The following is a 24,932-nucleotide window of genomic DNA, read 5'->3' as shown; positions in this document are numbered from 1 at the left end:
GAATGTAGCTAGTTATTTCTTTTTAATGGTCATGTTCTGAAAAGACTATTTATTTCTTACTTGTGTGTTGTAGCGCTTTTATTTTTTTGTACTTTTTTTACGCAAGCCGCACAAGGGGATAAACCAAAGCTCAAAGCGGGTATCGTCAATTACAACTTCTTCCCTTACCATACGCGTACAGAGGAGGGGCAATTCTCAGGAGTCATCGTTGGTTACAGTGATGAAATTGCTCGCCTAACCGATTCAAAGCTAGAGTATCAAGTGTTCGATAGTTTAGATCTTCTCCTCGATGCCCTACAAGCTGGAGAAATAGACTTTACGGTTGGTTTAAATAAAACTGAACAGCGTAAAAAGCATTTCTTATTTTCAGCTCCGTTCATGGAAGCACCTCAAGGTATTGTAGCCAACCAATCTATTGCCAATGATGCGTTAAAAAACTTGGCAAGTTTACGCTGGGTTTGTATAACCGGAAGCTCTCATTGTGAATATTTAGCACAAAATGGTGCGTTATTTATCAATCGTTTTATAAAACCCGAAGATGCCTTTGATAAAGTATCAGACGGTACTTTTGATGCTTTTTTGGGGGATTACTCGGTACTTTCCCATTATTTAAAAAAGCGCCCACAAAAGAACTTAAAAATAGTAAGCCCAATTTGGCTTGCCAGTGAAACACTTCATGTCATGTTTAACCAGCAGAAGGTCGTATTGAGAAACCAAGTTAATTCTTTACTTGCCTCTATCTCACCGACAACCAAACAGCTATGGGAAAACTCGGCAAGTGAGGAATATTTAGCATCAAAAGCCTATAGTCAGTTTAAGCGAGACTTTAACCGAATAGGGGGGGATGAAGAAACAAACCTATTACTGACATTTTCGTTTGTAGATGACTTATTTCCAGTCAATTCGACGAATAATAATGGTGAAGCAACGGGTTATCTAAACGATACTATGATGTTACTGGCACAGCGAAGTGGTATTCAATTTAAATATATTCCTGCTGCCAATAGTGATGAGTTGGCAAAGTTGTTTCTTGCTAATAAAATTGATCTTATTCCTACCATGACACCTGATAAGCTTGATCATGGTACTCTGATTGCTCTTCCTTCACATTATAGTTTCGAGATGATCTTGATTTCTAAACAAAGAAACAATGGTTCTCGCATTGGTTATCTTGATGTATTTGCAGATCCTAAACAGAAATTAATCACAAATAAACCTATCGAAACTGTCTCGTTTAACTCAGTCAAAACACTTTTCTATGCCCTAAGAAACGATACCATTGATGGGGTGATGTTACCGCAAAGTATAGCGGCTTATCAGCTTAACCAATTTTATATTGGTGAGTTTTATATAAACCCCCGATATCAATACACACAGCCTATTTATTTTTTAATCAATCAAAATTTGCCAGATTTTGCTACATTGCTTGATAGCTTATTTAAAACATTAACAAGTAATGATTTCACTCATATTGTAAATCGGCATGGGATTTTTAGTATTGAGAGAGGTTATGACAGGCAAACGGTTAATACGACAGCTATTTTGGTCTTAATATTGATTTTTGTCTCTATTGTGTACTTTATTGGCTGGCGCTACACCATCAATCGCGAAATAGCCAAGCGACAAAAAGCAGAGCAAGTCGCGTTGGAGAAGTTAAATTTCACCCAAAAGTTAATTGATGATTTACCTACAATGGTGGTGATACAAGATAAAGATCAAAAACGCCTAATGTGGAATAAGGCTTACCGCGAGAACTTTGCGCATTTATGGGATGAGCAAAAGCAATTCTTGCGCGATGATTTACCAGTTGTTAAAGACTTGATTGCACAAAACAAATATAGTTTAGACTCAGGAAAAGCTATTAATCAGCAAATTAAATATACCAACCGACAAGGAAAGCAGCTTGATTTGCTCTATACAAAGAAGCCTTATTTCGGAACTGATGAGCAATTGGCTGGAATTTTGACAGTTATAACGGATGTAACACAGCACCACAATTTACAACGAGAGACACAATCCGTGCAGCGTTTGTTACAAACGATAACAGATACGATTCCGGGCGGTGTATTTCAGTATGAGTATTATGATAATGGAGAGGGCTGCTATACCTATATAAGTAAAGGCGCACAAAGTTTACTCGGGATTACCTCCCGTACAGTCAACCAGCGTGGCATGACCGGTTGTATTTCACCGTATATTGATGATGTTGATCGTATCAAAATAGCCAAAGCGTTTAAGTCAGCCAGTAAATTAAATAAAATAATCGACATAGAATTTCGGGTAAATAACTTAGGTCAACAAATTTGGTGTCGTTACATTGCCAACGCTGAAAGTATGACTACTTCGACAAATGAAGGAATTCGTTGGAATGGAATTTTACTCGATATTAGCTTATTAAAAAGACAGCAAGCCGATTTAAGTAAAGCAAATCAATTAGCGCATCAGGCTGAGCTCGCAAAAAGCCGCTTTATAGCCACAATGAGCCATGAATTACGTACGCCAATATCAGGGGTTAATGGCTTTATTGAACTACTAAAGTCATCTACTTTAACAGATGAACAATTCTATTTATTAGAGCACATCGATAGCTCTATTTCTAAGCTACTAAGCTTAGTGAATGATATCTTGTATTTTGCCAATACCAACTCCGGTAACATTGAATTAAATTATCAAGATGTAGATCTTGAATCACACTTGTGTCGTGTTTTTCGTGCTCATGAATACTTAGCAAAAGAAAAAGGTTTAGACTTTACGCTTTCTTGGCGAACAGCAGCTTATACATCTGCACAAATTGATGTAACTCACTTAATGCAAGTGCTTTCAAATGTTCTTAATAATGCGGTTAAATTTACTGAATCAGGTAGCATTAATTGTGACGTATTATTCGATAAACATAAATTAAAAATTGAGGTGTCGGATACGGGCACAGGAATGACTGCACAGCAACTTGCAGATATTTATACCCCTTTCGAGCAAGCTGATGGCTCCACACAAAGGCGTTATGGCGGGGCAGGGCTTGGACTTACATTGGCTAAGCAATTAATTGAAGCAATGAAAGGGGAAATTACGATTTCCAGCACTTTCTCAAAAGGGACAAATGTATATATTTCGGTTCCATTAACTAATGTATTCAAAGATAAAAGCCCATTACCATCCCTGTATTGGTCAGTATATAGTAATAACCGTCAATTACTTGATAACTTATCGACTATGGGTATTAACTATAATCAGCTATCTTGGCCGATTGATAAAAATACATTTACCAATACGCAGAACATCCTCATTGATGAGCAGTATATGCAGCAGTTATGGGGGGATGATTGGCAACAAGCTATACCGCACTCAAGCAACAGTTATATTATTGTCGCTATCTCTGGTGAGACAAAACCACAGGTAAAATGCTGTTGTCATACTTTGGGGGTTAGCCCTATATACCCAGATCTATTACGTGAACTGTTCAATAATGTTCATGCCAATACTCAATTTATTTCCTCAAAAGGCACGGGTAGTTTACATGGAAAGATTCTGATAGCTGAGGATAATAAAACTAATCAATTACTATTAGAAAAACAGTGCCAGAAGCTGGGTATAAAAGCTGTGATGGTCGAAGATGGTATTGCAGCATTAAATACTCTGCGTAATGGTCATTTTGATTTGTTATTGACCGATTGCCATATGCCACACCTAGATGGCTTTAAATTAACTGAGCAGCTTCGTGGCATGCCTGAGTTTAAATCCTTACCAATTATTGGGTTTACTGCTGATGACTCTCAAGAATGTCTTGATAAAGCTATGAAAGTAGGGATGAATTGTGTGTTATTTAAGCCATACAAACTTAACGAGTTATATAACAGGCTAGTAGAGTTTATTGATCTACAAAAAGACAAAAACCAGGTACAAGAAACGAATATAGAGTCATCGTTAACAGGAATAAAAAGTAAACAGCATTGGTTAAATGTTTTTGGGAATGAGGCAGATGCAAAAATGTTGGCAGATGTCTTTGTAAATAGCCTGCACATTGATTTAAGTACGTTAAACGAACAACTCGAAAATAGCGAATATAGTAAGATTTCTTCAACTATTCATAAGCTTAAAGGAGCTATCGTGATGCTTCAGTATCCAACACTCTCTGAGCTTATAGTGAATACAGAGCAAGAATTTAGCAAAAACCAAGACCCAGAAATTGTTCGAATGCTTATTGTACAGTTGAATGATATCGTGGATAAAATAAAAGAATGGTCTGAATAAAATAGATAAAGTTAGGGTATATAATAGATTATTTTATATTTTCCTCATATACTGGTTGAGGTTCTATATGTAACTTAACTTTTATAATAAAGAGAGCTTTCAATGAAAGAAATTCGATCTTTTGTAAAAACTGCGTCTTTAAGTGAGCTAGAAAAAGCAAAGCAACTTATTGATACAGCTATCGAGAAAAATACTCAACAGCAAGAAGCTAAAAAAGAAGTACTCGATCTTTTAAAAGAAAAAGGACTTACATTAGAAGATCTACAAGATGTGGTAGGCACTGATAAGCGCACAAAAGTAAAACCTAAATACCGCATTGAGTATAATGGTGAAATCGTTGAGTGGACTGGCCGTGGTAAACGACCTAAAGCATTCCAAGGTGTTGATTTAACTAAACACCTAGCATAATTTCACTTTAAAGATTGAAAAGGGAAGCGTATGCTTCCCTTTTTTGTCGCCATCATACTAGTATGAAATACACACTAAGACCTTATCAGCAAGAAGCCGTAGATAGAACCGTTGCACATTTTCGAAAGACAAATGATGCCGCGTTGATCGTGTTGCCCACGGGAGCGGGTAAAAGCTTAGTCATTGCAGAACTTGCAAGAATAGCCAGGCAAAAAATTTTAGTGCTCGCCCATGTTAAAGAGCTGGTTGAGCAAAATGCGCAAAAATATGCCAGCTTTGGTTTTAAGGCGAGTATCTTCTCGGCAGGTTTAAAGCAAAAATCACTGAGCGAACAAGTGACCTTTGCCAGCGTCCAGTCACTTGCTAGAAATACTGCACAGCTTGACGAAGCCTACTCATTATTAATTATTGATGAGTGCCACCGTGTAAGTGGCGATGATAAAAGCCAATATGGACAGGTGATCAGTGCCTTAAAAAAGCAAAACCCAAAACTCAAAGTGTTAGGGTTGACTGCGACACCATTTAGAATGGGTATGGGTTGGGTTTATCATCATCATTACCATGGATTTGTTCGAGGGGAGCAAACAGCACCATTCAAAAAGTGTATTTTTGAATTACCACTACGCTATATGATTAAACATGGCTATTTAACACCTCCTCATGAAATTGATGCTGCAATTAGTCATTATGACTTTGCTTCATTACCCAGTGACTCTTTTGGTCGCTACAGTGTTGAAAACATGAATGCACTGCTCAAGGACAGTACCCGGGCAACCAAAGCCATTATTAAACAAGTGATTGATTACAGCGAAAATCGCCATGGAGTGATGATTTTTGCAGCCACTGTTATGCATGCAAAAGAAATTGTTGGCTATTTACCTGCTGAGCAAACTGCGTTGATTACAGGGGAGACCGATAACAACGAACGCGACCAAATTATTACTCAATTTAAACAAAAACAGTTAAAGTTTTTGGTCAATGTGTCGGTGTTAACTACAGGGTTTGATGCTCCTCATGTCGACTATATTGCTATTTTACGTCCCACAGAATCAGTGAGTCTATACCAGCAAATAGTGGGTCGTGGACTGCGTTTAAGTGAAGGGAAAAAAAATTGCTTAGTCATTGATTATGCGGGGAATGGTTTTGATCTCTTTTACCCAGAAGTAGGCAGTAAAAAGGGACAAAGTGATAATGAACCAGTGCAGGTACTGTGTCCTGGTTGCGGTTTTGCTAATATTTTTTGGGGCAAAACAGACGATAGCGGTAAAGTGATAGAACATTTTGGGCGACGCTGCCAAGGGTTACTTGACGATGGAGACACACAAGAACAATGTGATTATCGCTTTCGCTTCAAAGAGTGTGAGCAATGTGGTGAGCAAAATGATATTGCTGCTAGACAATGTCAGTCATGCGGCGCAATGATGGCTGACCCTGATGATAAACTACGAGAAGCCCTTAATTTAAAAGATGCCTTAGTGCTTCGTTGTAGCGGGCTGTTAGCGAAGGCACTGCCAAATGGGCTTTTAAAAATAAGTTACTTTGATGAAGATGGCGCCAGCTGCGATGAGGTTTTTAATCTAGCGAATGATACTGGGCGATTTATTTTTAATAAACAATTTAAGAGACATAAAGAGGGAGCAGGCAGCAAAAAGTGGCAAACTGCTGAACAAGTTGAATCAGCGCAGCATCTATTAGTTGCACCCGATTTTGTGATAGCGCGTAAAAATAAGAAGTATGGTTGGAAGGTAGCTGAGAAATTGTTTGATTATGAAGGCAGCTTCAGAAAAGCAAATCAATTGTCACATTAGGGCTTTGCGCGATATTGCATCGCGCAACAAACTAAATTAATTAATCTTCAGCCATCAAACCCCAACCATCACCATAGCCATTATGACCGTTGGCAATGCTTTCAAGGTATTGTTCTGTCTGAGAAAGTAAGGTGTGATCTGGCACCATTTTAACGCGAGTAATCACTTCCCATACGCCAGTATCAGGGCATTTATTGAGTTCTGTACTCGGCGCTAACTCGTCACTTTCAATGGCCGTTGCAAACTTTTCTGCATCTGGCTTTTGCTCAAACAAAATATAAAAGTCGACTTCTTGTAAACAGTTTAAATCGACACCGGCAGCCGCAATTTCAGCTAATAATTGACCATTTTCATCGTCTGGGAAATGCATTTAATCGCTCATTCATTTTAAATCTAGTTATTGTTCGCTATTGTAGCGAAAATAATAGCGTTACGTGTACTAATTTTACTATTTCCATTATGTCAGTCATTATTTCACTGTGTTAAAATTAGTTTGTACTCATTTTCGCTTCAGGCATTTCAAAAAGGTAAGGATATTTTTTGTTCTCTCGGCATTTCTTTTTTGTCTTTTTACTTTTGTGCGCCGCTTTTAGCCATCCAGCTTTTAGTGCAGCAACAATCATAAAAGAATATAAAATTCAGGGACTCAGTGGTGAACTTGAAAAAAACGTTGAACTTTACGTTAACCAGTTAATCGATGAAAAAGCGTCAAAAGCACTTAAACGCCATGCAAAAAGTCAAGTTGAAACAAGTCTAAAAGCACTTGGCTACTATAAACCCGTCATTAAAATTAATTTCGACCAAGAAAAACAGCTTATTATTGTTGATGTGGAGCGAGGACCTGTTACTCGTATTGCAAATATCAATGTAACCATTAGCGGTGCGGGAAAAAGCGACCCCGAGTTTATGGTGGCAGTTAACAGCATTAAATTAAAGCAAGGTGATTTTCTAAATCATGGTAATTACGAAGCGGCTAGAAAGCGAATTGAAGGCCAGCTCCTTGAACTTGGTTACTTTGATGCAAAGTGGCACCAACACACATTAGCAGTGTCTTTGAAAAAAAACAGTGCAGATATCACGTTTAACGTAGACACAGGTCCTCGTTATCAATTTGGTGAAATTATTATTGGTAATGAGACACCCGCTGAGAAATATATTCGCTCGCTAGCGAGTTTTAAAAATGGCCAACCTTATAAATCTACAGACGTGTCTGATTATAACTTAGCGTTGTCGAGTACGCCGTACTTCGCCAGCGTTAGGGTTTATGCTGATATCGCCAATCGTAAAGATGAACATGTGCCTGTAAAAGTAGATGTCCTTCATAAACCAGCAAATAGTTATGAAGTGGGTGGTGGCTATAGTACTGATCTTGGGCCAAAAGTGCGTTTTAAATGGACAAAGCCTTGGATCACAAGTGATGGTCACTATTTAGAAAGTAATCTGAATGTGTCACAAAGACAACAAGATATTTCACTCGGTTATACCGTGCCTGTTGATGACCCTAATGACGACTTATGGCGTTTTTCTGTGGGTTATAAGTTAGAAGATGAGCTGACAAACGATGTTTACAGTAAAATTTTAACAGGCCAAATACAACGCCAATGGTTAACTGACGATGATTGGGTGCGTACCGCCTTTATTCGTCGTGATCGTGAAACTTATCGTATCGGTGATGAAGAGCAAAGCTCAAAAATGCTGATGCCAGGCATTAGTTACGCAAAAAAAGAAACCGAGGGTGGCACAACACCTTATGAAGGCTATCAATGGCTGATCTCCGCTGAGTTTGGTTTAAAGGATATGTTTTCGACCACCAATATTTTGCGTTTACAGTTGCAAAATGCATGGTTAACGACAGTGGCTGATCGTCATTTATTTTTCGTACGTGCTAATTTGGGAGCCATGTTAGTTGATGACATTGACGATGTGCCTTTCTCACTTCGCTTTTATGCGGGTGGTGATCAAAGCGTGCGCGGCTTTGCGTATCAGTCAATTTCACCTGAAGATGAAAATGGGCGTTTGATTGGCGGTAAATATTTAATGTCTGGGACCATGGAGTATAACTATCAGTTTGCCAAAAACTGGCGTGCAGCTTTGTTTGTTGATAGCGGTACAGCAACCAATGATTTTAGTGATCGAGTAGAAGTGGGGGCTGGTTTTGGTTTGCGGTATTTAACGCCAGTCGGACCGATTCGTATAGACCATGCATGGGGAGTGACAAAAGAGAGTAAAAGCACGCGTTTAAGTATTACCATAGGGCCTGAAATTTAATGACGAAGTTTAAAAAAATAACCTCAGTACTCACGGTAACGCTTTTAAGCATTGGCGTTTTACTTTTTTGTTTGCTATTCACCGCACCTGGTAATCACTTTATTGCATACTCAGCCAATAAGTTGGTGGATGGCTTAGAGATTAAGTTACCTTCAGGTCGTTTTTTATATAATGACCCATTTGATGTGCGCTATGAAAACCAGGCTATAAAGCTAGATGCTAAACAGCTCAAAGTTGATCTTTTTTGGTGGGGATGTAATGGCATCTGCCTTGATAATATTAGTGCGCAGAACATTGATGTAAATGTTAAAAGCCAACAAGCGGTCGCAGATCAACAACCACAACCCGCTCAAGAGCAATTACAACAAGATACCGCTCCCAGCGATGAGCAAATCACATTGCCGCTGAAAGTAACCGTTAAGCGTGTCGCAATTAATCAATTAACTTTAACGCATCCAAGTGCTGATGTTACTGTTGAAAAGCTAAACCTTTCTGCTGTTGCTGAGCTATCTGATATTCTCGTTGATGCGCTGAAAATTAATACTGTTACAGTGCAACTTCATGACGTTAAAGAACAGCCCAAAAGCCAGCCATTAACGGTACTGCCTGCATTACCAACTCTGGACTTAACTTTACCCCTTAATATACAGCTAAATACTTTAAATATCAGTAAAGTAGCGGTGACACCAGTAGCAGCCGAACGTGCTGAGGTTATTAACAATATTGCCCTTTCAGCGACCGCAAAAGGTCATGAAGTGAGAGTTGAAAAGCTTGACGCACAATACAATGATTGGCAGTTAAATACTGATTTATTTGCTGAACTTAATGCGCATAACTCAGTGCAAGGTCATGTTGCTCTAACTCACCCTAATCATCAGTTAAAACTTGATCTAACAGGGACGTTAGCTGATTTAAATGTGACGTTGCTAACAAAAGGACAGTACCCTTTGAACGTGGATGCGCAAGTCAACCTGCAAAAAGATAACTTTCCATTTAGTTTAACGGGTCGTGTGGATAAGTGGTCGCTGGACGCAGGCGCTGAACAACTAAATCTTTCAAAGCTTGATTTACATGGGCAAGGGCATGCAAACGATTATAAGGTTAAAGTTGATTTAATTAGCCAACTTGGCGCATATCCTCAGGTGTCAGTTAGTAGCCAATTGCAAGGAAGTTTAACAGGGGCAAAGCTTGAGCAACTAAAGTTAAATGCTAATGAAAGCCAAGCAATTATTCACGCATCGGTTGATTGGTCAAAAGGTGTAAATACTGAATTTAACGGCAAACTTGAACACTTAAAAGCACAGTATTTAACTGATGCTATGAGTAGTGATTTATCAGGTGGTTTCAAAGGATCATTTGGTTTAACAGGTACTGACTGGCAGTTGGCAGTCGAGAATACCACAATTAATGGTACCGTAAACGATGTACCTGTAAGTCTAGAATCAGACTTTAAACTTGATAGCAGCCTGCATGCGAGCTTCGATAAACTGCAACTAAAAAGTGGCAGTAATGAACTCGCTCTGTCTGGTCAAGTTGATGAAAGTTGGCGTGTTGATGGCAAGCTACGCTTAGATGCCGCCGAGCAAGAAATTTTACTCATGCAAGGCAAAGGGAATGCAGACCTTGTTATTCGTGGCGAGCGCTTAGCCCCTGTGGTTGATTTGAATTTAGCTCTTAATACCTTGAGCTATCAAGATCTTCAAATTGATGGATTAACACTTAAAGGTCAGTTCGACTATGCTGCCGACTGGCAAACAGATATATCGCTTATTCTAGATTCTGCAAACATCGCAGATAATAAGATTAATCAGGTAGAGCTCAATGTGACTGGTGACAAGGTTGATCATCATTTGAGGCTGCTTTTAGATGTGGATCAAGGAAAAGCATCTCTGGATATCAATGGGCAACTTAAAAAAGATAAATGGCAAGGTAGTTTAAGTAATATTTTAATTACCGATAATCATATACGTTTAACCACAGATAAAGCGATTAAAGCAAATGTCGATATAAATACGCTCGACTTTCATATTGCTGATCATTGTTGGCAAAGTGCAAGCTCAAAGCTTTGTGTTAATACACTTCAGCAGACTAAGCAGCTTGGTCAGCTAAATGCGCAGTTAGCAGCGTTATCATTCCCAGAGTTTAACCGATTTATACCTGAGAATATTAAAGTCAGCGGTTCAGCAAACGGCGAGTTTGTGGCTAATTGGGCTGATGGCGCGCTTAAAACATTGCGTGCCAATATGAGTACTAGCGAACTTGCAGCTACACTGATAGATGACGCAAGTGTCTATAAACTGCCTATTGAAGAGCTTAACTTGTCGGCGATGAGTGATGCCAGTATTGGCAAATTAGAGGCCACGCTTGACTCTTCGGTACTTGGTAAAGTGACGTCACACATTAATATCGACGATATACAAGCTAATCAAAATTTATCTGGTGAGCTAGAAATTGAAAAGATCTTGCTGACAAATATTCAGCCGTTTATTGGTTCGCTTGAGCAACTAACCGGAGAAATTAAAGGCAAGTTGAACGTTGCAGGCACACTGAAAGAGCCTTTGCTAAATGGTGAGTTAAATATCGAACAAGTTAACTTAGATGGTGCGACTTTACCCGTTTCATTGCAAGATTCGCACGTTGATATTGCATTTAATAACCAAAGCGCAGAGATCACTGGCAAGCTGAAAGACGCAGAAGGTGGTTCACTCAATTTGTCGGGTGATATTGATTGGCAAGCTGAGTTGCCAGATGTGAATGTGAAACTAGAGGGGAATGAGTTTTTCGTTCGTGCGCAGCAAGATGTCACATTTAAGGTCTCGCCAGAAATTACTATGTCATTAAAAAATCGCGCATTTAATTTAGATGGTCAGGTTGTTGTGCCATGGGGCAGAATTGAAATAGAAGAGCTTCCCGAAGGTGCTGTGCAAGTGAGTGATGATGAAGTCATTGTAGATATAAAGCAGCAACAAACTGAAAAAGCCCCGTTTGATTACGCTATTAATTTGAAGCTTTTAGTGGAGAATGATGTACGTATCGATTCATTTGGTCTCAAATCAAAAGTAGCAGGTGATATAAATATTAGTATGGATCAAACCACTCCTATGATCGCAACGGGTGAGTTAAATCTAATCGAAGGTACTTATCGTGCATTTGGTCAAGACTTGCAAATTCGTACAGGGCAGGTTGGTTTCAGTGGTTCGATTGATAAACCTTATCTCAATATTAAAGCAATTAGAAATCCAGAAAACACTTCAAATGGGGTTATTGCGGGGATCACGTTAACGGGGAATGTTGAGCAGCCCTCCTTGAAAGTTTATTCAGAGCCTGCCATGGACCAAGCACAAGCACTGGCGTATCTTTTGAATGGTCAACCGCTAGACGAAGGGGATAGTTCAACGGATGCAATGCTTACGCAACTTTTACTAGCTCAAGGGGTGAACCGTAGTGAAGGGGTCGTTTCTAAAATAGGAGAAAGCTTTGGTTTATCTGATGTCAGCTTGAGCTCAAAAGGCAGTGGCGATGATACTAAAGTAGAAATTTCGGGCTATCTAACCCCAGGTATACAAGTAAAATACAGTGTGGGAATTTTTGACTCGTTAAGTGAGGTGGCTGTTCGTTACCAACTGTTGTCGCAACTGTACATAGAAGTAACCAGTGGGCTCTATCAAAATGTTGATATTCTCTATAAGTTTGATTGGGACTAGTCTCTCTTAGCATTTTTGTACACTTTTACTTGCGTAATAAAGCAGAAGTTAATAGGCTGAGTTGTCAACAACTTAAAAGATAATAACAATGAAACTAACTCTATTAACGGTGTGTTTTAGCACACTTTTATCTGTCTCTTTACACGCTGCTGAGCAAGTTGAAAAGCGCTCGGCAGCAGATATCATTAAAACGGCTGATAAGTCACAGTGGCGAACAGTATCAGCAAACAACATTCTCAAACTCACCTTACCGACTGGGGCTGCGTATATAGAGTTAAATGAAATGCTCGCGCCGAAGCACGCAGAAAATATGAAGCTGCTCGCCAGAGAAGGTTTTTACAAAGGCTTGAATGTCTACCGCTTTGTTGAAGGTTTTGTCGCGCAAGGGGGAGATTCAAGTGAAACAAAAACACCCAAAACAGCAAAAACAGCACTTCCCGCCGAATTTTATTACCAAACAAAAAAACCGTTATCCATTACTCAGCTTCAAGACCCTGATGGTTATGCCACAAAAACAGGCTTTTTAAATGGTTTTGCTGTTGCTCAGAATGAAGCGCAAACACAAACTTGGCAGGCTCATTGTCCTGGTATTTTTGCGATGGCACGCGATAATGATGTCAATAGCGGCGGAACCGAATTTTATGTGACGATAGGTAACGCGCAGCGTTATTTAGACCGAAACACAACGGTGTTTGGCCGTGTTCTGGAGGGGATGGAGCATTTTAACTTGTTGAGTCGAACGCCCACAAAAGGTGAAGTATTTAACCCAATCACTGACATGCAAGTGTTAGCTGATATTAGTGAGGAAGATACAAGCCAATTTAGAGTAATGAAAACTGACTCGTCGTCATTTGTGGAACTCATTGAGGCGCGTAAAAACCGGATGGGCGAATGGTTTGTGCAAAGTGCAAATTATATTGATGTATGTGCCATGCCTATTCCTACAGAGCGAGTTAAATAACCCTCTATTCAAATTCTCTTGAGTGCGTTTAATTCTCGCGCACTCAAGTAGTTTGGCTATAAATTGTTTGTTACAATACTCAGTCTAAAAGTAGATAAATATAAGGGTATCGGGTGGTTAACCTAGGTCCGCTGTTCGGCGAATTAAAAACATGCTTACGCAAAGATCAATTCATCCTCAAAAAACGCCTGCATGGCATCAAAAAAATCAACGATGAAACAAAGCAAGCGAACATAGCGCAAAAAATCGCAGAAGATATTGCCCGCTCGCAGCAATTACGTGTTCAGCGTGTAGCAGCCTTACCAACAGTAACTTACCCTGAACAGCTGCCTGTTAGCCAAAAGAAAGAGGATATTAAACAGGCGATTGCCAATAACCAAGTGGTGATCATTGCAGGTGAAACCGGCTCAGGTAAAACGACACAAATACCGAAAATGTGCTTAGAGCTAGGCCGTGGGGTTGAGGGTTATATTGGTCATACACAGCCACGGCGTTTGGCCGCTCGTAGCGTTGCCAACCGTATCGCAGAAGAGATGCAATGCGAGCTTGGTCAGCAAGTCGGTTTTAAAATTCGTTTTAGTGATCAGGTTTCAGACAACAGTTATATCAAGTTGATGACCGATGGTATTTTACTGGCTGAAATCCAACAAGATCGTTATTTAAATCAATATGACACGATTATTATCGATGAGGCGCACGAGCGTAGCCTTAATATTGATTTTATTTTGGGTTATTTAAAGAACTTATTACCAAAACGCCCCGACCTCAAAGTCATTATTACCTCGGCAACTATCGATCCTGAGCGATTCTCGAAACATTTTGATGACGCGCCGATAATTGAAGTATCGGGACGTACTTTCCCTGTTGAAGTACGTTATCGCCCAACCACAGATATTAATAAAGACGAGATGGAAGCCGATGGCGACCAGTTGCAAGGCATTTTTGATGCCGTTGATGAGCTGTGTGAAGAAGGCCCCGGTGACATCCTAATTTTTATGAATGGTGAGCGTGAAATTCGCGATACAGCTGATGCGTTATCAAAGCGTAACTTAAAGGGCACCGACGTATTGCCTTTATATTCGCGACTCTCGAACGCCGAGCAAAACCGTATATTTGCCCCGCATTCTCGCCGCCACATTATTTTAGCGACAAATGTAGCCGAAACATCACTGACTGTACCAGGTATTCGTTATGTTATTGACCCAGGTACTGCACGAATTAGTCGTTACAGCTACCGTACTAAAGTACAACGCTTACCAATAGAGGCAATCTCACAAGCCAGTGCCAACCAGCGTAAGGGCCGTTGTGGTCGTATTGAAGCGGGTATTTGTATTCGCTTATACAGCGAAGATGATTTTAATTCACGACCAGAATTCACTGACCCAGAAATTTTACGTACTAATCTAGCCTCGGTTATTTTGCAAATGCTTGGTCTTGGGCTAGGGGACATGCAGCAGTTTCCGTTTGTACAAGCGCCAGACAGTCGTAACATCAATGATGGTTTAACCTTACTCGAAGAACTTGAAGCAGTTAAACCCGCTAAACGCCACAAACAAACAGAATTAACTAAATCAGGACGTAGTTTAAGTCGATTACCTGTTGATCCCCGTTTAGCAAAAATGGTGCTTACAGCGGATGGGCTTGGCGCTCTTCGCGAAGTAATTATTATTGTCGCGGCACTGTCAATTCAAGACCCGCGTGAGCGACCGCAAGAAAAGCGTGGCGCAGCCGATGAAAAACATGGCCGTTTTGATGATCCTGATTCAGACTTTATTGCGTTTTTAAATCTGTGGAATTACCTTGAAGAGCAGCAAAGTGAGTTAAGCAATAGTCAATTCAGAAAGCTGTGTCAAAAAGACTTTTTAGCTTATATGCGAATTCGTGAATGGCAAGATATTGTTTATCAGCTTTCTACTGTGTGTAACGAAATGGGCATGAAAGCCACGACGAACGTAGCTGACAGCGATCGTATTCATCAGTCGCTATTGAGCGGTATGCTAAGTCATATTGGCTTTAAAGACGAAAAACAAGTGTACAAAGGTGCACGTAATAGTCAGTTCCATATTTTTCCAGGTTCAGCGCTATTTAAAAAGAGTCCTAAATGGATCATGGCTGCAGAGCTGGTGGAAACAAGTAAGCTGTACGCTCGTATCAATGCCCGTATCGACCTGAAGTGGGTTGAGGGCTTTGCGCAGCATTTAGTCAAGCGCAGCTACAGTGAGCCACATTGGGAGAAAAAACCAGGTGCTGTTATCGCCTTTGAGCAGCAAACATTATATGGTCTACTCATTGTTAATAAGCGTCGTTGTGTATACAGCAATATTGATCCTAAAGTAAGCAGAGAGCTGTTTATTCGCAGCGCTTTGGTTGAACAAGAACTTGGTCAAAATGAAGGCTTTTTACAGTACAACCAAGAGCTAATTGACGATATTCAGGTGCTAGAGAATAAGTCTCGCCGTCGCGATATCCTCGTTGATGAGCAAACACTGTATGAGTTTTACGACAAAAAGATACCTGCGGATGTAAATAATCGTGCCGCGTTTAATAAATGGTGGAAGGGACAAAAGCAAAAAGATAAACGCTTTTTGCATATGTCACGCGATGAGCTAATGCAGCATGGCGCTGATCATGTCACCGAGTTTGATTACCCCGATACATGGCAACAAGATAATTTATTATTGCCGTTGACCTATCATTTTGATCCAGGGCAAGCGGTTGATGGTGTAGCGGTTCAAATTCCTGTTGCGTTACTTAACCAAGTTCAAGAAATCGGCTTTGATTGGCATATCCCTGCGTTTAGACATGAACTTATTTGCGCATTAATTAAGTCATTGCCAAAAACACTACGCCGTAATTTTGTACCAGCCCCAAACTACGCCGATGCTGTACTTGCGGCAATTGAGCCAATGCAGGGCAACTTACTTGATGTCATAAGTATGCGTTTATTGCGTATGACAGGGGTACGCGTTGACCCTGATGCTTGGGACTTAACAACGCTCGCGCCACATTTACGTTTACAGTTTGAAGTACGTGATGAACACGATAAGTTACTTGCTCGTGGGCTAAATTTAGAGAAGCTGAAAGCGCAATTACAAGGTAAAGTAACCGATACTTTATCGAAAGTAGCTGATAAAGGCATAGAGAAGACGGACTTAACACAGTGGAGCTTTGGTGAATTACCTTCTTCCTATGTTAAAAAGCAAGGTCAATATGAAATCAAGGCGTTTCCTGCTTTGGTTGACAAAAAAGACTCCGCAGCCGTTGAGCTATTTGATAACGAACAAAAAGCACAACAAGCCCATCAACAAGGCTTGCGTCGTTTAGTGCTTTTAAATGTGCCATCTCCGATTAAATACTTACAACAAAACTTACCAAATAAGTCGAAACTTGGTTTGTACTTTAATCCGTTTGGTAAGGTCAATGACTTAATTGATGACTGTATTGCGGCCGCTGTTGATAGCTTACTAATTAAGTACGGCAATATTCGTACTGAGCAGGCGTTTGAACAAGCCAAAGAGAAAATTCGTGGTGAGCTTGGCGATACGGTTGTAGAAATTGCCACGCAAGTTGAGCAAGTGTTAAGTATTGCTCATGGACTTAATAAGCGCATGAAAGGGCGTGTTGATTTAACCATGATCACAGCTCATGGTGATATTAAAACACAGCTGCAAAGTTTAGTTTTTAAGGGATTTGTTAGTCAACATGGCGCAGCTAAAATGACTGACTTAATTCGATATTTGAAAGCAATAGAGCGACGTTTAGAGAAGTTGCCTGTTGATCCTAATCGTGATCGTTTATGTGTTCTTGAGCTTGAAAAAGTGGCTGAGCAATATCAAAAACTTGCTAATAAAATTCCAAAGGGGATGCCAATACCACAAGAGATTGTAACGCTTTTTTGGATGCAACAAGAATTACGCGTTTCTTTATTTGCACAAACATTAGGGACGCCTTATCCTGTATCTGCAAAGCGAGTTTTAAACGCAATTAAAGAATCTGAGTTATAATTCATTATAGGCGTGTATGTGCAATAAAGTTTGCGTTGTTGCACACATAAACCACAGACATTAACTAAGGAGGTCATGTGGGCATTGAAAAGGAAAAACCGATTGCTGTTCCCGAGCGCTCACAAAGAAAGCAACAGCTTGAAATTTTAGTTGTGGATGATGAGTATTTTAATTTCGAAATGCTCAAAGCATCACTGGGCCTCGAGTTTTCTTTAAGCTATGCAAACTCAGGCACGACCTGTTTATCGTCTGCTATTGCTGATCCGCCAGATGCAATTCTACTAGATGTTTGTATGCCAGGGCTGGATGGCTATGATACATGTCGGCTATTAAAAAACACACCAGAAACTGAGCAAATTCCAGTGGTTATGGTGTCGGGTTTAGAGTCAGAGCTTGAGCAAAAAGCAGGCTTTGAGGCTGGTTGCGACGCTTATGTGGTAAAACCTTTCTCTGTGAAAACACTCATTGAGAAAATAAAAACAGTGGTTTAGGAAGGATTATTTATGTTTCATGATGAAAAACGCGATTTTAGACGTATGCAAATCCACACACCTGCAAAACTCATCCCTTTAGAAAGTGGGAATGAAATAGAGGCAACATGTACAGATTTAAGTGCCACAGGACTTGCAGTCAACCTTGATGACGTAGTGGAAGTAGGTAGCATGTTCCGCGTGCTTATTGCTTCAACGAGCACGTCAATTACATCATTTGATGCAACAGCCAAAGTTATTAGAGCAACGAAGGAGCCTGATGGCTCCTTAAGTGCAGGGCTTGAAATTATCAGTTTTAACTAGTGCCTAGTAAACTTTACATATCAAGCCTTTTAGATAAAAACCTTCTGGGTAGCTGCCAGCAATAGGGTGGTCAGCTGCTTGGTTTAATCGCTCCATGATGAGCAGCTCTTTTCCTGCATCGAGGGCTGCATCAGCCACGACTTTTTGAAATAAATTCTGTTCCATTAAACCAGAACACGAGAAAGTGAGTAATGTTCCACCTGGTTTTAGAATTTGCATCGCAATCATATTGATATCTTTATAACCACGACATGCACCGGTGAGCTGTGCTTTATTATCGGCGAATTTAGGTGGATCCATTACAATGGTATCAAATAGTTTACCTTCATCACGGTATTGGCGTAGTAACTTAAATACATCTTGCTTAACAAAGTCGACTTTATTTAGATCAAGGTTGTTATGCTCTACATTACGCTTAGCTGTATCAAGTGCAGGTTGTGATACATCAACATTGGTCACATGTTTACAGCCGCCTCGTAAGGCATAGAGCGAAAATGTGCCCGTGTAGCTAAAGCAGTTGAGAACGGTTTTATCTTTAGAAAAGCGTTCAAGGGCTGCACGGCTATCACGTTGATCTAGGTAAAAGCCTGTTTTATGACCTTCTAAAATATCTACTTCAAGCTTTAGTCCATTCTCTTCAATAAGCACAGGCTCAGTAGGGACGTTACCCCAAAGCACGCCTTTTATTGGATCTAACCCTTCTTTAGTACGCACGTCTACATCAGAACGCTCGTAGATATCAGAACCTGGAAAAATGGCCATTAACGCCGCTACAATCTCGCCTTTATGACGCTCAGCACCTGCACTCAGTAATTGGCATACTAGTACGTTATCAAATTTGTCGATGGTGATACCAGGTAGATAATCAGACTCTGCAGCACATAAACGAAAGCCTGTTAGGCCACCTTCGCTGATCACTTGCTGGCGTGCATCATAAGCACGGCGAAGACGTTTTTCGAAGAAGGCTTGGTCTATAACTTCGTGTTGGTCAAAGCTCCATACACGTGCGCGTATTTGTGATTGTGGGCTATATGCCGCTATTGCGAGAAACTTACCGTCATTATCATAAATAGTAACCGTATCGCCTAGCCCTGGTTTACCTTTTACTTTTTTGATGGCTTTAGAGAACACCCAAGGGTGCTTTCTTTTTAATGATTTTTCTCGTCCAGCTTGTAGGTAAATAGCAGATGACATAGGGATTCTCGCGTCAAATAAAAGGGGGCATAGTTTAATGAAGCACCGGCAAACATACAATGAATGTTTTGAACAAATCCAGTAACCACGGTAAAGTAAGCATAATTTCAATCAGTTAATGGTAACAGCCGCTTTATGCAGCCAAAAATAGACTTTGCAGAACTGGAAACTCAATGTCGAGATTTTATTTTATCTTTACTTCATGCCGATGTGGCACACGATATTAGCCATGTTGAGCGAGTGGTGCGAGTTGCAAAACAGTTATGCATTGCTGAAAAGGCCTGTATGGAGGTCGTTCTACCGGCTGCATGGTTACATGATTGTGTAGCGGTGGCAAAAAATCACCCTGATCGCTCAAAAGCATCGACCATGGCGGCGGATAAAGCGTTAAGCTTTCTCAGCTCGATAAATTACCCAGAGCAATATTTCAATGCGATTCACCATGCTATAGCGGCACATAGTTTTAGCGCAAATATTGCTGTTCAAAGTGTTGAGGCACAAATAGTACAAGATGCAGATCGAATGGACGCACTCGGTGCTATTGGCGTTAGCCGCTGTATGAAAGTGGGCGGCTCTATTGGCCGCTATCTTTACCATAAAGATGATCCATTTTGTTTAAATCGCGAGCCAGACGATGGCAAATATACCCTAGATCACTTTTTTATAAAGCTATTACACATCAGTGAGAGCATGAATACCCCCTCCGCGAAAGATGAAGCGAATAGACGAACAGAGTATATGCAGGCCTTTTTAGCGCAGCTTAAATCAGAGATTGGAGAATGACAATGGCAGTTCCTTTGCTAAACGGGGTGGATCATTGCCACTTAAATGTTGATGATTTGGCGCGAGCGGTAACATGGTATCGAGAAGTGTTGGGTTTTTCTGTGGTACCAGAGCTTGCGTTTTGGGATGAGGGAAAAGGCCCATTAACGCTTGAAGATCAAGCAAAAACGATTCGTCTGGCGTTATTTGAAGCATCAGGAAACAGTAAAGGCATTGCTTTTAGTGTAAACGCAGCGCAATTTCTAGCATGGCTTTCGCATCTATCAAAGTTCGATATTAAAACGGTGATCGCTGATCATGACGTGACTTATTCTATGTACTTTAAAGACTGTGCTGGCAACAGCCATGAAATCACCTCTCATGATTACGAGGGGATTAAAAAAGGTCTTGAATAAGACCTTTAAACCGTCTTTTAGCGAGAATAAGTATTTTTAATTTCGATGATAGAATCAATTTGACCAATAAATAAATCGATGAGTTGTGGGTCAAAGTGTTTGCCTGATTCCGTTTTTAGTAGCTCTACCGCTTTTTCAACTGGCCAAGCGTCTTTATAAGGGCGCACAGAGGTGAGTGCATCAAATACATCAGCAATACTCACTATTCGGCCTTCAATACTGATCTCTTCTCCTTTTAAACCATACGGATAACCTGTTCCATCCCATTTTTCGTGGTGCTCAAGAGCAAGCTTGTGCGCGAGTTGTAACAGGGGAGAGGTTGAGTTTTCAAGTATTTTTGCACCAATGATCGCATGTTGTTTCATATGCTCAAACTCTGTGGCATCTAAACGACCTGGCTTTAACAGTACCGAATCAGGGATGCCAATTTTTCCAACATCATGCATGGGAGCTGCTTGCCTTAACTGCTCTGCTTGGTATTCACTCATGCCATATGCTAATGCGAGGACTTTACTATAACGACTCATACGAGCAATGTGCTCACCCGTGTCGGTATCTTTATATTCAGCAGCACGACCCAGACGATTAATAAGATCAATATGCGCTAATTGAAGTTGTTCAGCTTGAATAAGTGATAAGTGTGTTTTAACTCGTGCACGCACAATAGCAGGGCTAATTGGCTTGGTGATGTAATCAACTGCGCCTAACGCAAATCCTTCAGATTCGTCTTGCTCGTGTGCAAGTGCAGTCACAAAAATAACAGGAATATGCGCAGTGTGTTGATTAGACTTTAAAACCTTACATACTTCAAAACCATTCATATCAGGCATCATGATATCGAGTAAAATAAGTTTGGGTGGTTCATTTTCAATGAGTTGTAAGGCTAATTCACCCGATTTTGCAAATGACAACCTGTAATCATTGCCAAGAACTTCACGCATCACTTTTAAATTTGCAGGTTCATCGTCCACGACGAGAATTCTTTCACGTTCAGAAATGTGGCTCATGATAACTCCTTATGTTCAGTGATACTTTGTTTTAAACTTGCTAATTCAGTGTTGGCTGCATCAAAGTCGAAATTATCGAAGTGTTTGCAAATGTCAGCAACGGTTTCTTTATACCTAGGCGGTGCTAAAGCGTACACTTGACTGAGTAGCTCATCATCTATTTCAGCATGCTCTGCTTGCGTTTGTAATGTATCAATTAAAGGTAAAAAATCATCGATAGCTACTTCATCATCTAATTGATTATCGGTGTTATCGTCCTTCGTTTGTTCAACCATTGCCAAAAGGGTCTGCCATTCTGTTTCGCACGCTGCTAGTTGTGATTGAGCTTGGCTATGATCTATTGCTTTTTCTACTTGAGACAGTAAATATACTAGATTCGTTAATGTTAAGTTTCCTGCAACACCTTTTAAAGTGTGCAAAATCATTTGCCGCTCTTTTTTATCCAGTGTGGCTTCTTTTAAACGTAGAACACTGCTTTTATGATTAGCAAGGAATGCACTTATTTCAGTATTGAGTTTTTCCTTGCTGCCCCACATTTGAATGCCTTTCGCGTAATTAATATGCTGTTTTTCTAGTTGTGTACTTTGATTTGAAATTGCATTGATCTCAAGACCAAGCACCTTGGCTATTTCGTGATTTACTTGTTGAATATCGACAGGTTTATTTGCAAAACCGTTCATGCCTGCCTGTTTAGCCGTTAGCTTATCTTGCTGTAAAACACTGGCTGTGAGGGCGATTATCGGTGTCTTTTTATGCTGTTTTTGTTGTTCAATGTCGCGAATTCTTTTAGTGGCAGTGATGCCGTCACATTCAGGCATATGAATATCCATTAAAATGACATCAAAACTCTGTTGGGTAAATAGCTCAATAGCTGCTAAGCCATCACTGGCAGTGGTGACGGTATGTCCTGACTGAGAGAGCAAAATATTAAGTAACTCAACATTTTGTTCTATATCATCAACAACCAGTATACGTAGTGGCGGTAGCGTAAGTTGGTTGTTACTCAGTTTATCTACTTTATCAATTTCACCTTCGCTCAGTGCTAGCGTAAAGAAGAAACAACTACCTTTTCCTTCAGTGCTGACAGCACTAATCGTTCCGCCCATAAGCTCGACGAGCTGCTTACTGATTGTTGTGCCAAGGCCTGTCCCACCAAAACGACGGGTCATAGTGCCATCTGCTTGTTCAAATGGCTGAAATATTGCTTTTAGTCGGCTTTTTGCGATGCCGATACCGGTATCTTGAACCTCAAAAAATAGGTGTTCATTTTGAGTTTTACTAACACTAATAGTAACAGAACCTGATTCTGTAAATTTGATAGCATTGCCTATAAGGTTGTTTAATACTTGGCGTAAACGAGCCTCATCACCTATGTATACTGGTGCAATATTGTCCGCAATTCTTAAATCAAGTAGCAGGTTTTTTCTTTTTGCCTCAAGCCAAAAGGTTGAAACAATATTGTCGAGTAGGGCTTGCAGATTGAAATGTTCGTAGTGTATGTCAAGTTTGCCTTTTTCTAGCTTGGCTGAATCGAGTACATCATTGAGTAAATGTAATAACGAACGTGCTGAGCTATTTACGGTCACAATATGTTTTTGCTGCTCTTTATTAAGTGGGCTGTCCATTAATATATCGCTAAAACCGATAATTGCGTTCATCGGTGTACGGATCTCATGGCTCATATTTGCCATGAAAGATTGCTTGGCCTGTGCAGCGGCTTCTGCTTCATGTTTCGCTTGCATAAGGGATTCTTCATACTCATGGCGATCTGTAATGTCTACAAGTACACCATCAATCCATTTTTCATCAGCACCGGCGGTTTCGTTGATAGAGCCTTGATCTAGAACCCATACTGTTTTACCACTGCGGTGACGAATACGATATTCAACAGCGTATTGATTATTTCTAGCAATAGCTTCGGCCATTACTTCTGAAATATGAGCTTCGTCGTCTTTATTGATGATGTCTGAAAAAGTAATGGCTTGAGATACAAACTCTTGGTGGCTATAACCTGTTAAGTCCATAACTCTTGGACTTATAAACAACATACTCCAATGATCGTCTAATAAACAGCGAAAAACAGCGCCAGGCGTGTTATTCATTAACGTGCGATATTGCTGTTCTTTTTCCTCTAAACTCTTTTGTAGCGCGCGCTGCTGTGTTAAGTCGGTTATGAAGCCTACGAATAATGTTTCTGCATCGGGTTGCTTAGCTTCGCCAAGGCCCAAGCGAATTGGAAATTGGTGGCCATCTTTATGTTTTGCGCATACTTCTCGATTCACACCGATGACTTTTTTCAATTCATGATTTGCGCTGTTAGATAAAAAGCCATCATGTTGATTGGCAATATCGTCATTCATGAGCATGTTAACATTTTTGCCTAGTACCTCTTCTTGTTTCCAACCAAAAATACTCTCTGCTGACTTATTAAAGCTCAAGATAATGCCTTTAATATCTATTGTTACAATACCATCTATAGCGGTACTTAATATGGCATCTAAGCGAGACTCCTCTGCTGATTTTTCAGCTAACAGCATGCGATAGCGGATCATTCCGTTAATAATTCCGACGATAGCGGTGAGTAATACGGTTGCAAATGAAACACTGACGGCAATGAAAATCAGGTGTGAGTTATCTTCATTTTCAGAAAGAAAGGGTGAGGTTGCGACAAAACGTGTGGCTGCCATTCCCATATAATGCATTCCCGCAACGGCCAAGCCTAAAATGGTGGCGCAGATGACACGGTTTTGTAATTGACTGAGACGCTTCAAATGATCTCTTAAATGAAAACGGGCATACAAACCAATAAAAGAGAGTAGCACAGCTACAACGATAGAGGCAGCAAACCATAGTGGATCGTAACGAAGCAAAGGGCTTAATTCCATTGCTGCCATACCAGTGTAATGCATCGTGCCAATGCCAGCACCTAACAGTACAGAACTTATCAGTAGCTTTACGGTATGAGGAATATGGCTGACATCTTTGTTACGTAAAAAAGACATACCTGTGTAACACGCTAAAAAGGCAGGTACAAATGAGAAGAAGGTGAGCCCCGGAGAGTAGTTTATTTTAGTACACAGCGAAAAAGCCAGCATACCAATAAAATGCATACTCCAGATACCACCGGAGAGTATTAATGCGCTGGTTGCATTACTTAACTTTTTATAAGAGTCAAAGCGAGTTCTGTCTGCTAGATCAATTAGGTGGAGTGAAAAATAAGCGGCAAATATAGCCGTTGCGATTGAGAGGATGACCAAGCTGGGATCATAAACACCACTAATAATTAAGTTTGGATTTTGGTCAGTAATAAAAAATTTCGCTAGCATAATAACTCTACATCGCCGCATGTAATTACAGT

15 protein-coding genes are annotated in these 24,932 nt (G+C 40.3%); 11 read left to right on the top strand and 4 right to left on the bottom strand.

All coding sequences use genetic code 11. The annotated features are described in order from the left end of the window. Positions 1-60 precede the first annotated feature (60 nt). The 3 genes from LY624_RS10405 to LY624_RS10395 all read left to right on the top strand — a co-directional run bounded on the left by LY624_RS10405 (position 61) and on the right by LY624_RS10395 (position 6,464). On the top strand, positions 61-4,248 hold the full coding sequence (locus tag LY624_RS10405) for an ATP-binding protein (RefSeq protein WP_341802933.1): 4,188 nt from the start codon (positions 61-63) through the stop codon (positions 4,246-4,248). Between the two features lie 102 nt (positions 4,249-4,350). Beyond that, entirely contained in the window at positions 4,351-4,656 is a 306-nt protein-coding gene (locus LY624_RS10400) for an H-NS histone family protein (protein WP_062570000.1), read from the top strand. Between the two features lie 62 nt (positions 4,657-4,718). After that, a complete protein-coding gene (locus LY624_RS10395; protein WP_341802932.1) occupies positions 4,719-6,464 on the top strand; it encodes a DEAD/DEAH box helicase in 1,746 nt (581 codons plus the stop codon). A gap of 40 nt (positions 6,465-6,504) precedes the next feature. Here LY624_RS10395 and LY624_RS10390 read toward each other — a convergent pair whose 3' ends face one another. Further along, complete coding sequence (locus tag LY624_RS10390) at positions 6,505-6,834, bottom strand: ribonuclease E inhibitor RraB (protein ID WP_062570001.1); 330 nt, start codon at positions 6,832-6,834, stop codon at positions 6,505-6,507. A gap of 170 nt (positions 6,835-7,004) precedes the next feature. Between LY624_RS10390 and LY624_RS10385 the strand changes: the two genes are divergently transcribed. The 6 genes from LY624_RS10385 (at position 7,005) to LY624_RS10360 (ending at position 18,195) form a co-directional block, all read left to right on the top strand. Further along, positions 7,005-8,732 (top strand): autotransporter assembly complex protein TamA, encoded by a 1,728-nt coding sequence (locus tag LY624_RS10385; protein WP_445936712.1) that lies wholly within the window; start codon positions 7,005-7,007, stop codon positions 8,730-8,732. Next, a complete protein-coding gene (gene tamB / locus LY624_RS10380) occupies positions 8,732-12,436 on the top strand; it encodes an autotransporter assembly complex protein TamB (protein ID WP_341802931.1) in 3,705 nt (1,234 codons plus the stop codon). Before LY624_RS10385 ends, tamB begins: the two co-directional genes overlap by 1 nt. Positions 12,437-12,524: 88 nt before the next feature. Then, positions 12,525-13,397 carry a peptidylprolyl isomerase gene (locus LY624_RS10375; protein WP_341802930.1) on the top strand — a complete coding sequence of 291 codons (873 nt, stop codon included), beginning with the start codon at positions 12,525-12,527 and terminating at the stop codon, positions 13,395-13,397. A 113-nt stretch (positions 13,398-13,510) separates the two neighbouring features. After that, positions 13,511-17,401: an ATP-dependent RNA helicase HrpA gene (hrpA, locus tag LY624_RS10370; protein ID WP_341802929.1), complete on the top strand. Its 3,891-nt coding sequence runs from the start codon at positions 13,511-13,513 to the stop codon at positions 17,399-17,401. Positions 17,402-17,580: 179 nt separating this feature from the next. Further along, the gene (locus LY624_RS10365; RefSeq protein WP_237115262.1) at positions 17,581-17,892 is read left to right on the top strand and encodes a response regulator; all 312 of its coding nucleotides are present in this window, start codon (positions 17,581-17,583) and stop codon (positions 17,890-17,892) included. 12 nt (positions 17,893-17,904) lie between these two features. Further along, positions 17,905-18,195 carry a PilZ domain-containing protein gene (locus LY624_RS10360; RefSeq protein ID WP_130150197.1) on the top strand — a complete coding sequence of 97 codons (291 nt, stop codon included), beginning with the start codon at positions 17,905-17,907 and terminating at the stop codon, positions 18,193-18,195. A gap of 3 nt (positions 18,196-18,198) precedes the next feature. Here the strand turns inward: LY624_RS10360 and LY624_RS10355 are convergent, their stop codons facing one another. After that, the gene (locus LY624_RS10355; RefSeq protein ID WP_341802928.1) at positions 18,199-19,389 is read right to left on the bottom strand and encodes a class I SAM-dependent methyltransferase; all 1,191 of its coding nucleotides are present in this window, start codon (positions 19,387-19,389) and stop codon (positions 18,199-18,201) included. A 135-nt stretch (positions 19,390-19,524) separates the two neighbouring features. Between LY624_RS10355 and LY624_RS10350 the strand changes: the two genes are divergently transcribed. After that, positions 19,525-20,172, top strand: coding sequence for an HD domain-containing protein (locus tag LY624_RS10350; RefSeq protein ID WP_341802927.1), 648 nt, complete (start codon positions 19,525-19,527; stop codon positions 20,170-20,172). A 2-nt stretch (positions 20,173-20,174) separates the two neighbouring features. Further along, positions 20,175-20,567 (top strand): VOC family protein, encoded by a 393-nt coding sequence (locus LY624_RS10345; protein WP_341802926.1) that lies wholly within the window; start codon positions 20,175-20,177, stop codon positions 20,565-20,567. Positions 20,568-20,584: 17 nt separating this feature from the next. Here LY624_RS10345 and LY624_RS10340 read toward each other — a convergent pair whose 3' ends face one another. Together LY624_RS10340 and LY624_RS10335 are read right to left on the bottom strand one after the other, a co-directional pair. After that, a complete protein-coding gene (locus LY624_RS10340; RefSeq protein ID WP_130150191.1) occupies positions 20,585-21,574 on the bottom strand; it encodes a response regulator in 990 nt (329 codons plus the stop codon). Beyond that, complete coding sequence (locus LY624_RS10335; RefSeq protein ID WP_341802925.1) at positions 21,571-24,900, bottom strand: PAS domain S-box protein; 3,330 nt, start codon at positions 24,898-24,900, stop codon at positions 21,571-21,573. The genes LY624_RS10340 and LY624_RS10335 overlap by 4 nt, the downstream gene beginning before the upstream one ends. Positions 24,901-24,932: the final 32 nt, after the last annotated feature.

Source organism: Pseudoalteromonas sp. N1230-9 (genome assembly GCF_032716425.1).
Taxonomy (GTDB): domain Bacteria; phylum Pseudomonadota; class Gammaproteobacteria; order Enterobacterales; family Alteromonadaceae; genus Pseudoalteromonas.
This window is presented reverse-complemented; position numbering and strand designations above follow the sequence as displayed.

Excerpts from the sequence above, each read along its gene's own strand:
- tamB (WP_341802931.1), top strand. The coding sequence starts at position 8,732 with ATGACGAAGTTTAAAAAAATAACCTCAGTACTCACGGTAACGCTTTTA.
- LY624_RS10355 (WP_341802928.1), bottom strand. The coding sequence starts at position 19,389 with ATGTCATCTGCTATTTACCTACAAGCTGGACGAGAAAAATCATTAAAA.
- LY624_RS10395 (WP_341802932.1), top strand. The coding sequence starts at position 4,719 with ATGAAATACACACTAAGACCTTATCAGCAAGAAGCCGTAGATAGAACC.
- LY624_RS10400 (WP_062570000.1), top strand. The coding sequence starts at position 4,351 with ATGAAAGAAATTCGATCTTTTGTAAAAACTGCGTCTTTAAGTGAGCTA.
- LY624_RS10365 (WP_237115262.1), top strand. The coding sequence starts at position 17,581 with ATGCTCAAAGCATCACTGGGCCTCGAGTTTTCTTTAAGCTATGCAAAC.
- LY624_RS10390 (WP_062570001.1), bottom strand. The coding sequence starts at position 6,834 with ATGCATTTCCCAGACGATGAAAATGGTCAATTATTAGCTGAAATTGCG.
- LY624_RS10350 (WP_341802927.1), top strand. The coding sequence starts at position 19,525 with ATGCAGCCAAAAATAGACTTTGCAGAACTGGAAACTCAATGTCGAGAT.
- LY624_RS10335 (WP_341802925.1), bottom strand. The coding sequence starts at position 24,900 with ATGCTAGCGAAATTTTTTATTACTGACCAAAATCCAAACTTAATTATT.
- LY624_RS10360 (WP_130150197.1), top strand. The coding sequence starts at position 17,905 with ATGTTTCATGATGAAAAACGCGATTTTAGACGTATGCAAATCCACACA.
- LY624_RS10340 (WP_130150191.1), bottom strand. The coding sequence starts at position 21,574 with ATGAGCCACATTTCTGAACGTGAAAGAATTCTCGTCGTGGACGATGAA.
- LY624_RS10375 (WP_341802930.1), top strand. The coding sequence starts at position 12,525 with ATGAAACTAACTCTATTAACGGTGTGTTTTAGCACACTTTTATCTGTC.
- LY624_RS10345 (WP_341802926.1), top strand. The coding sequence starts at position 20,175 with ATGGCAGTTCCTTTGCTAAACGGGGTGGATCATTGCCACTTAAATGTT.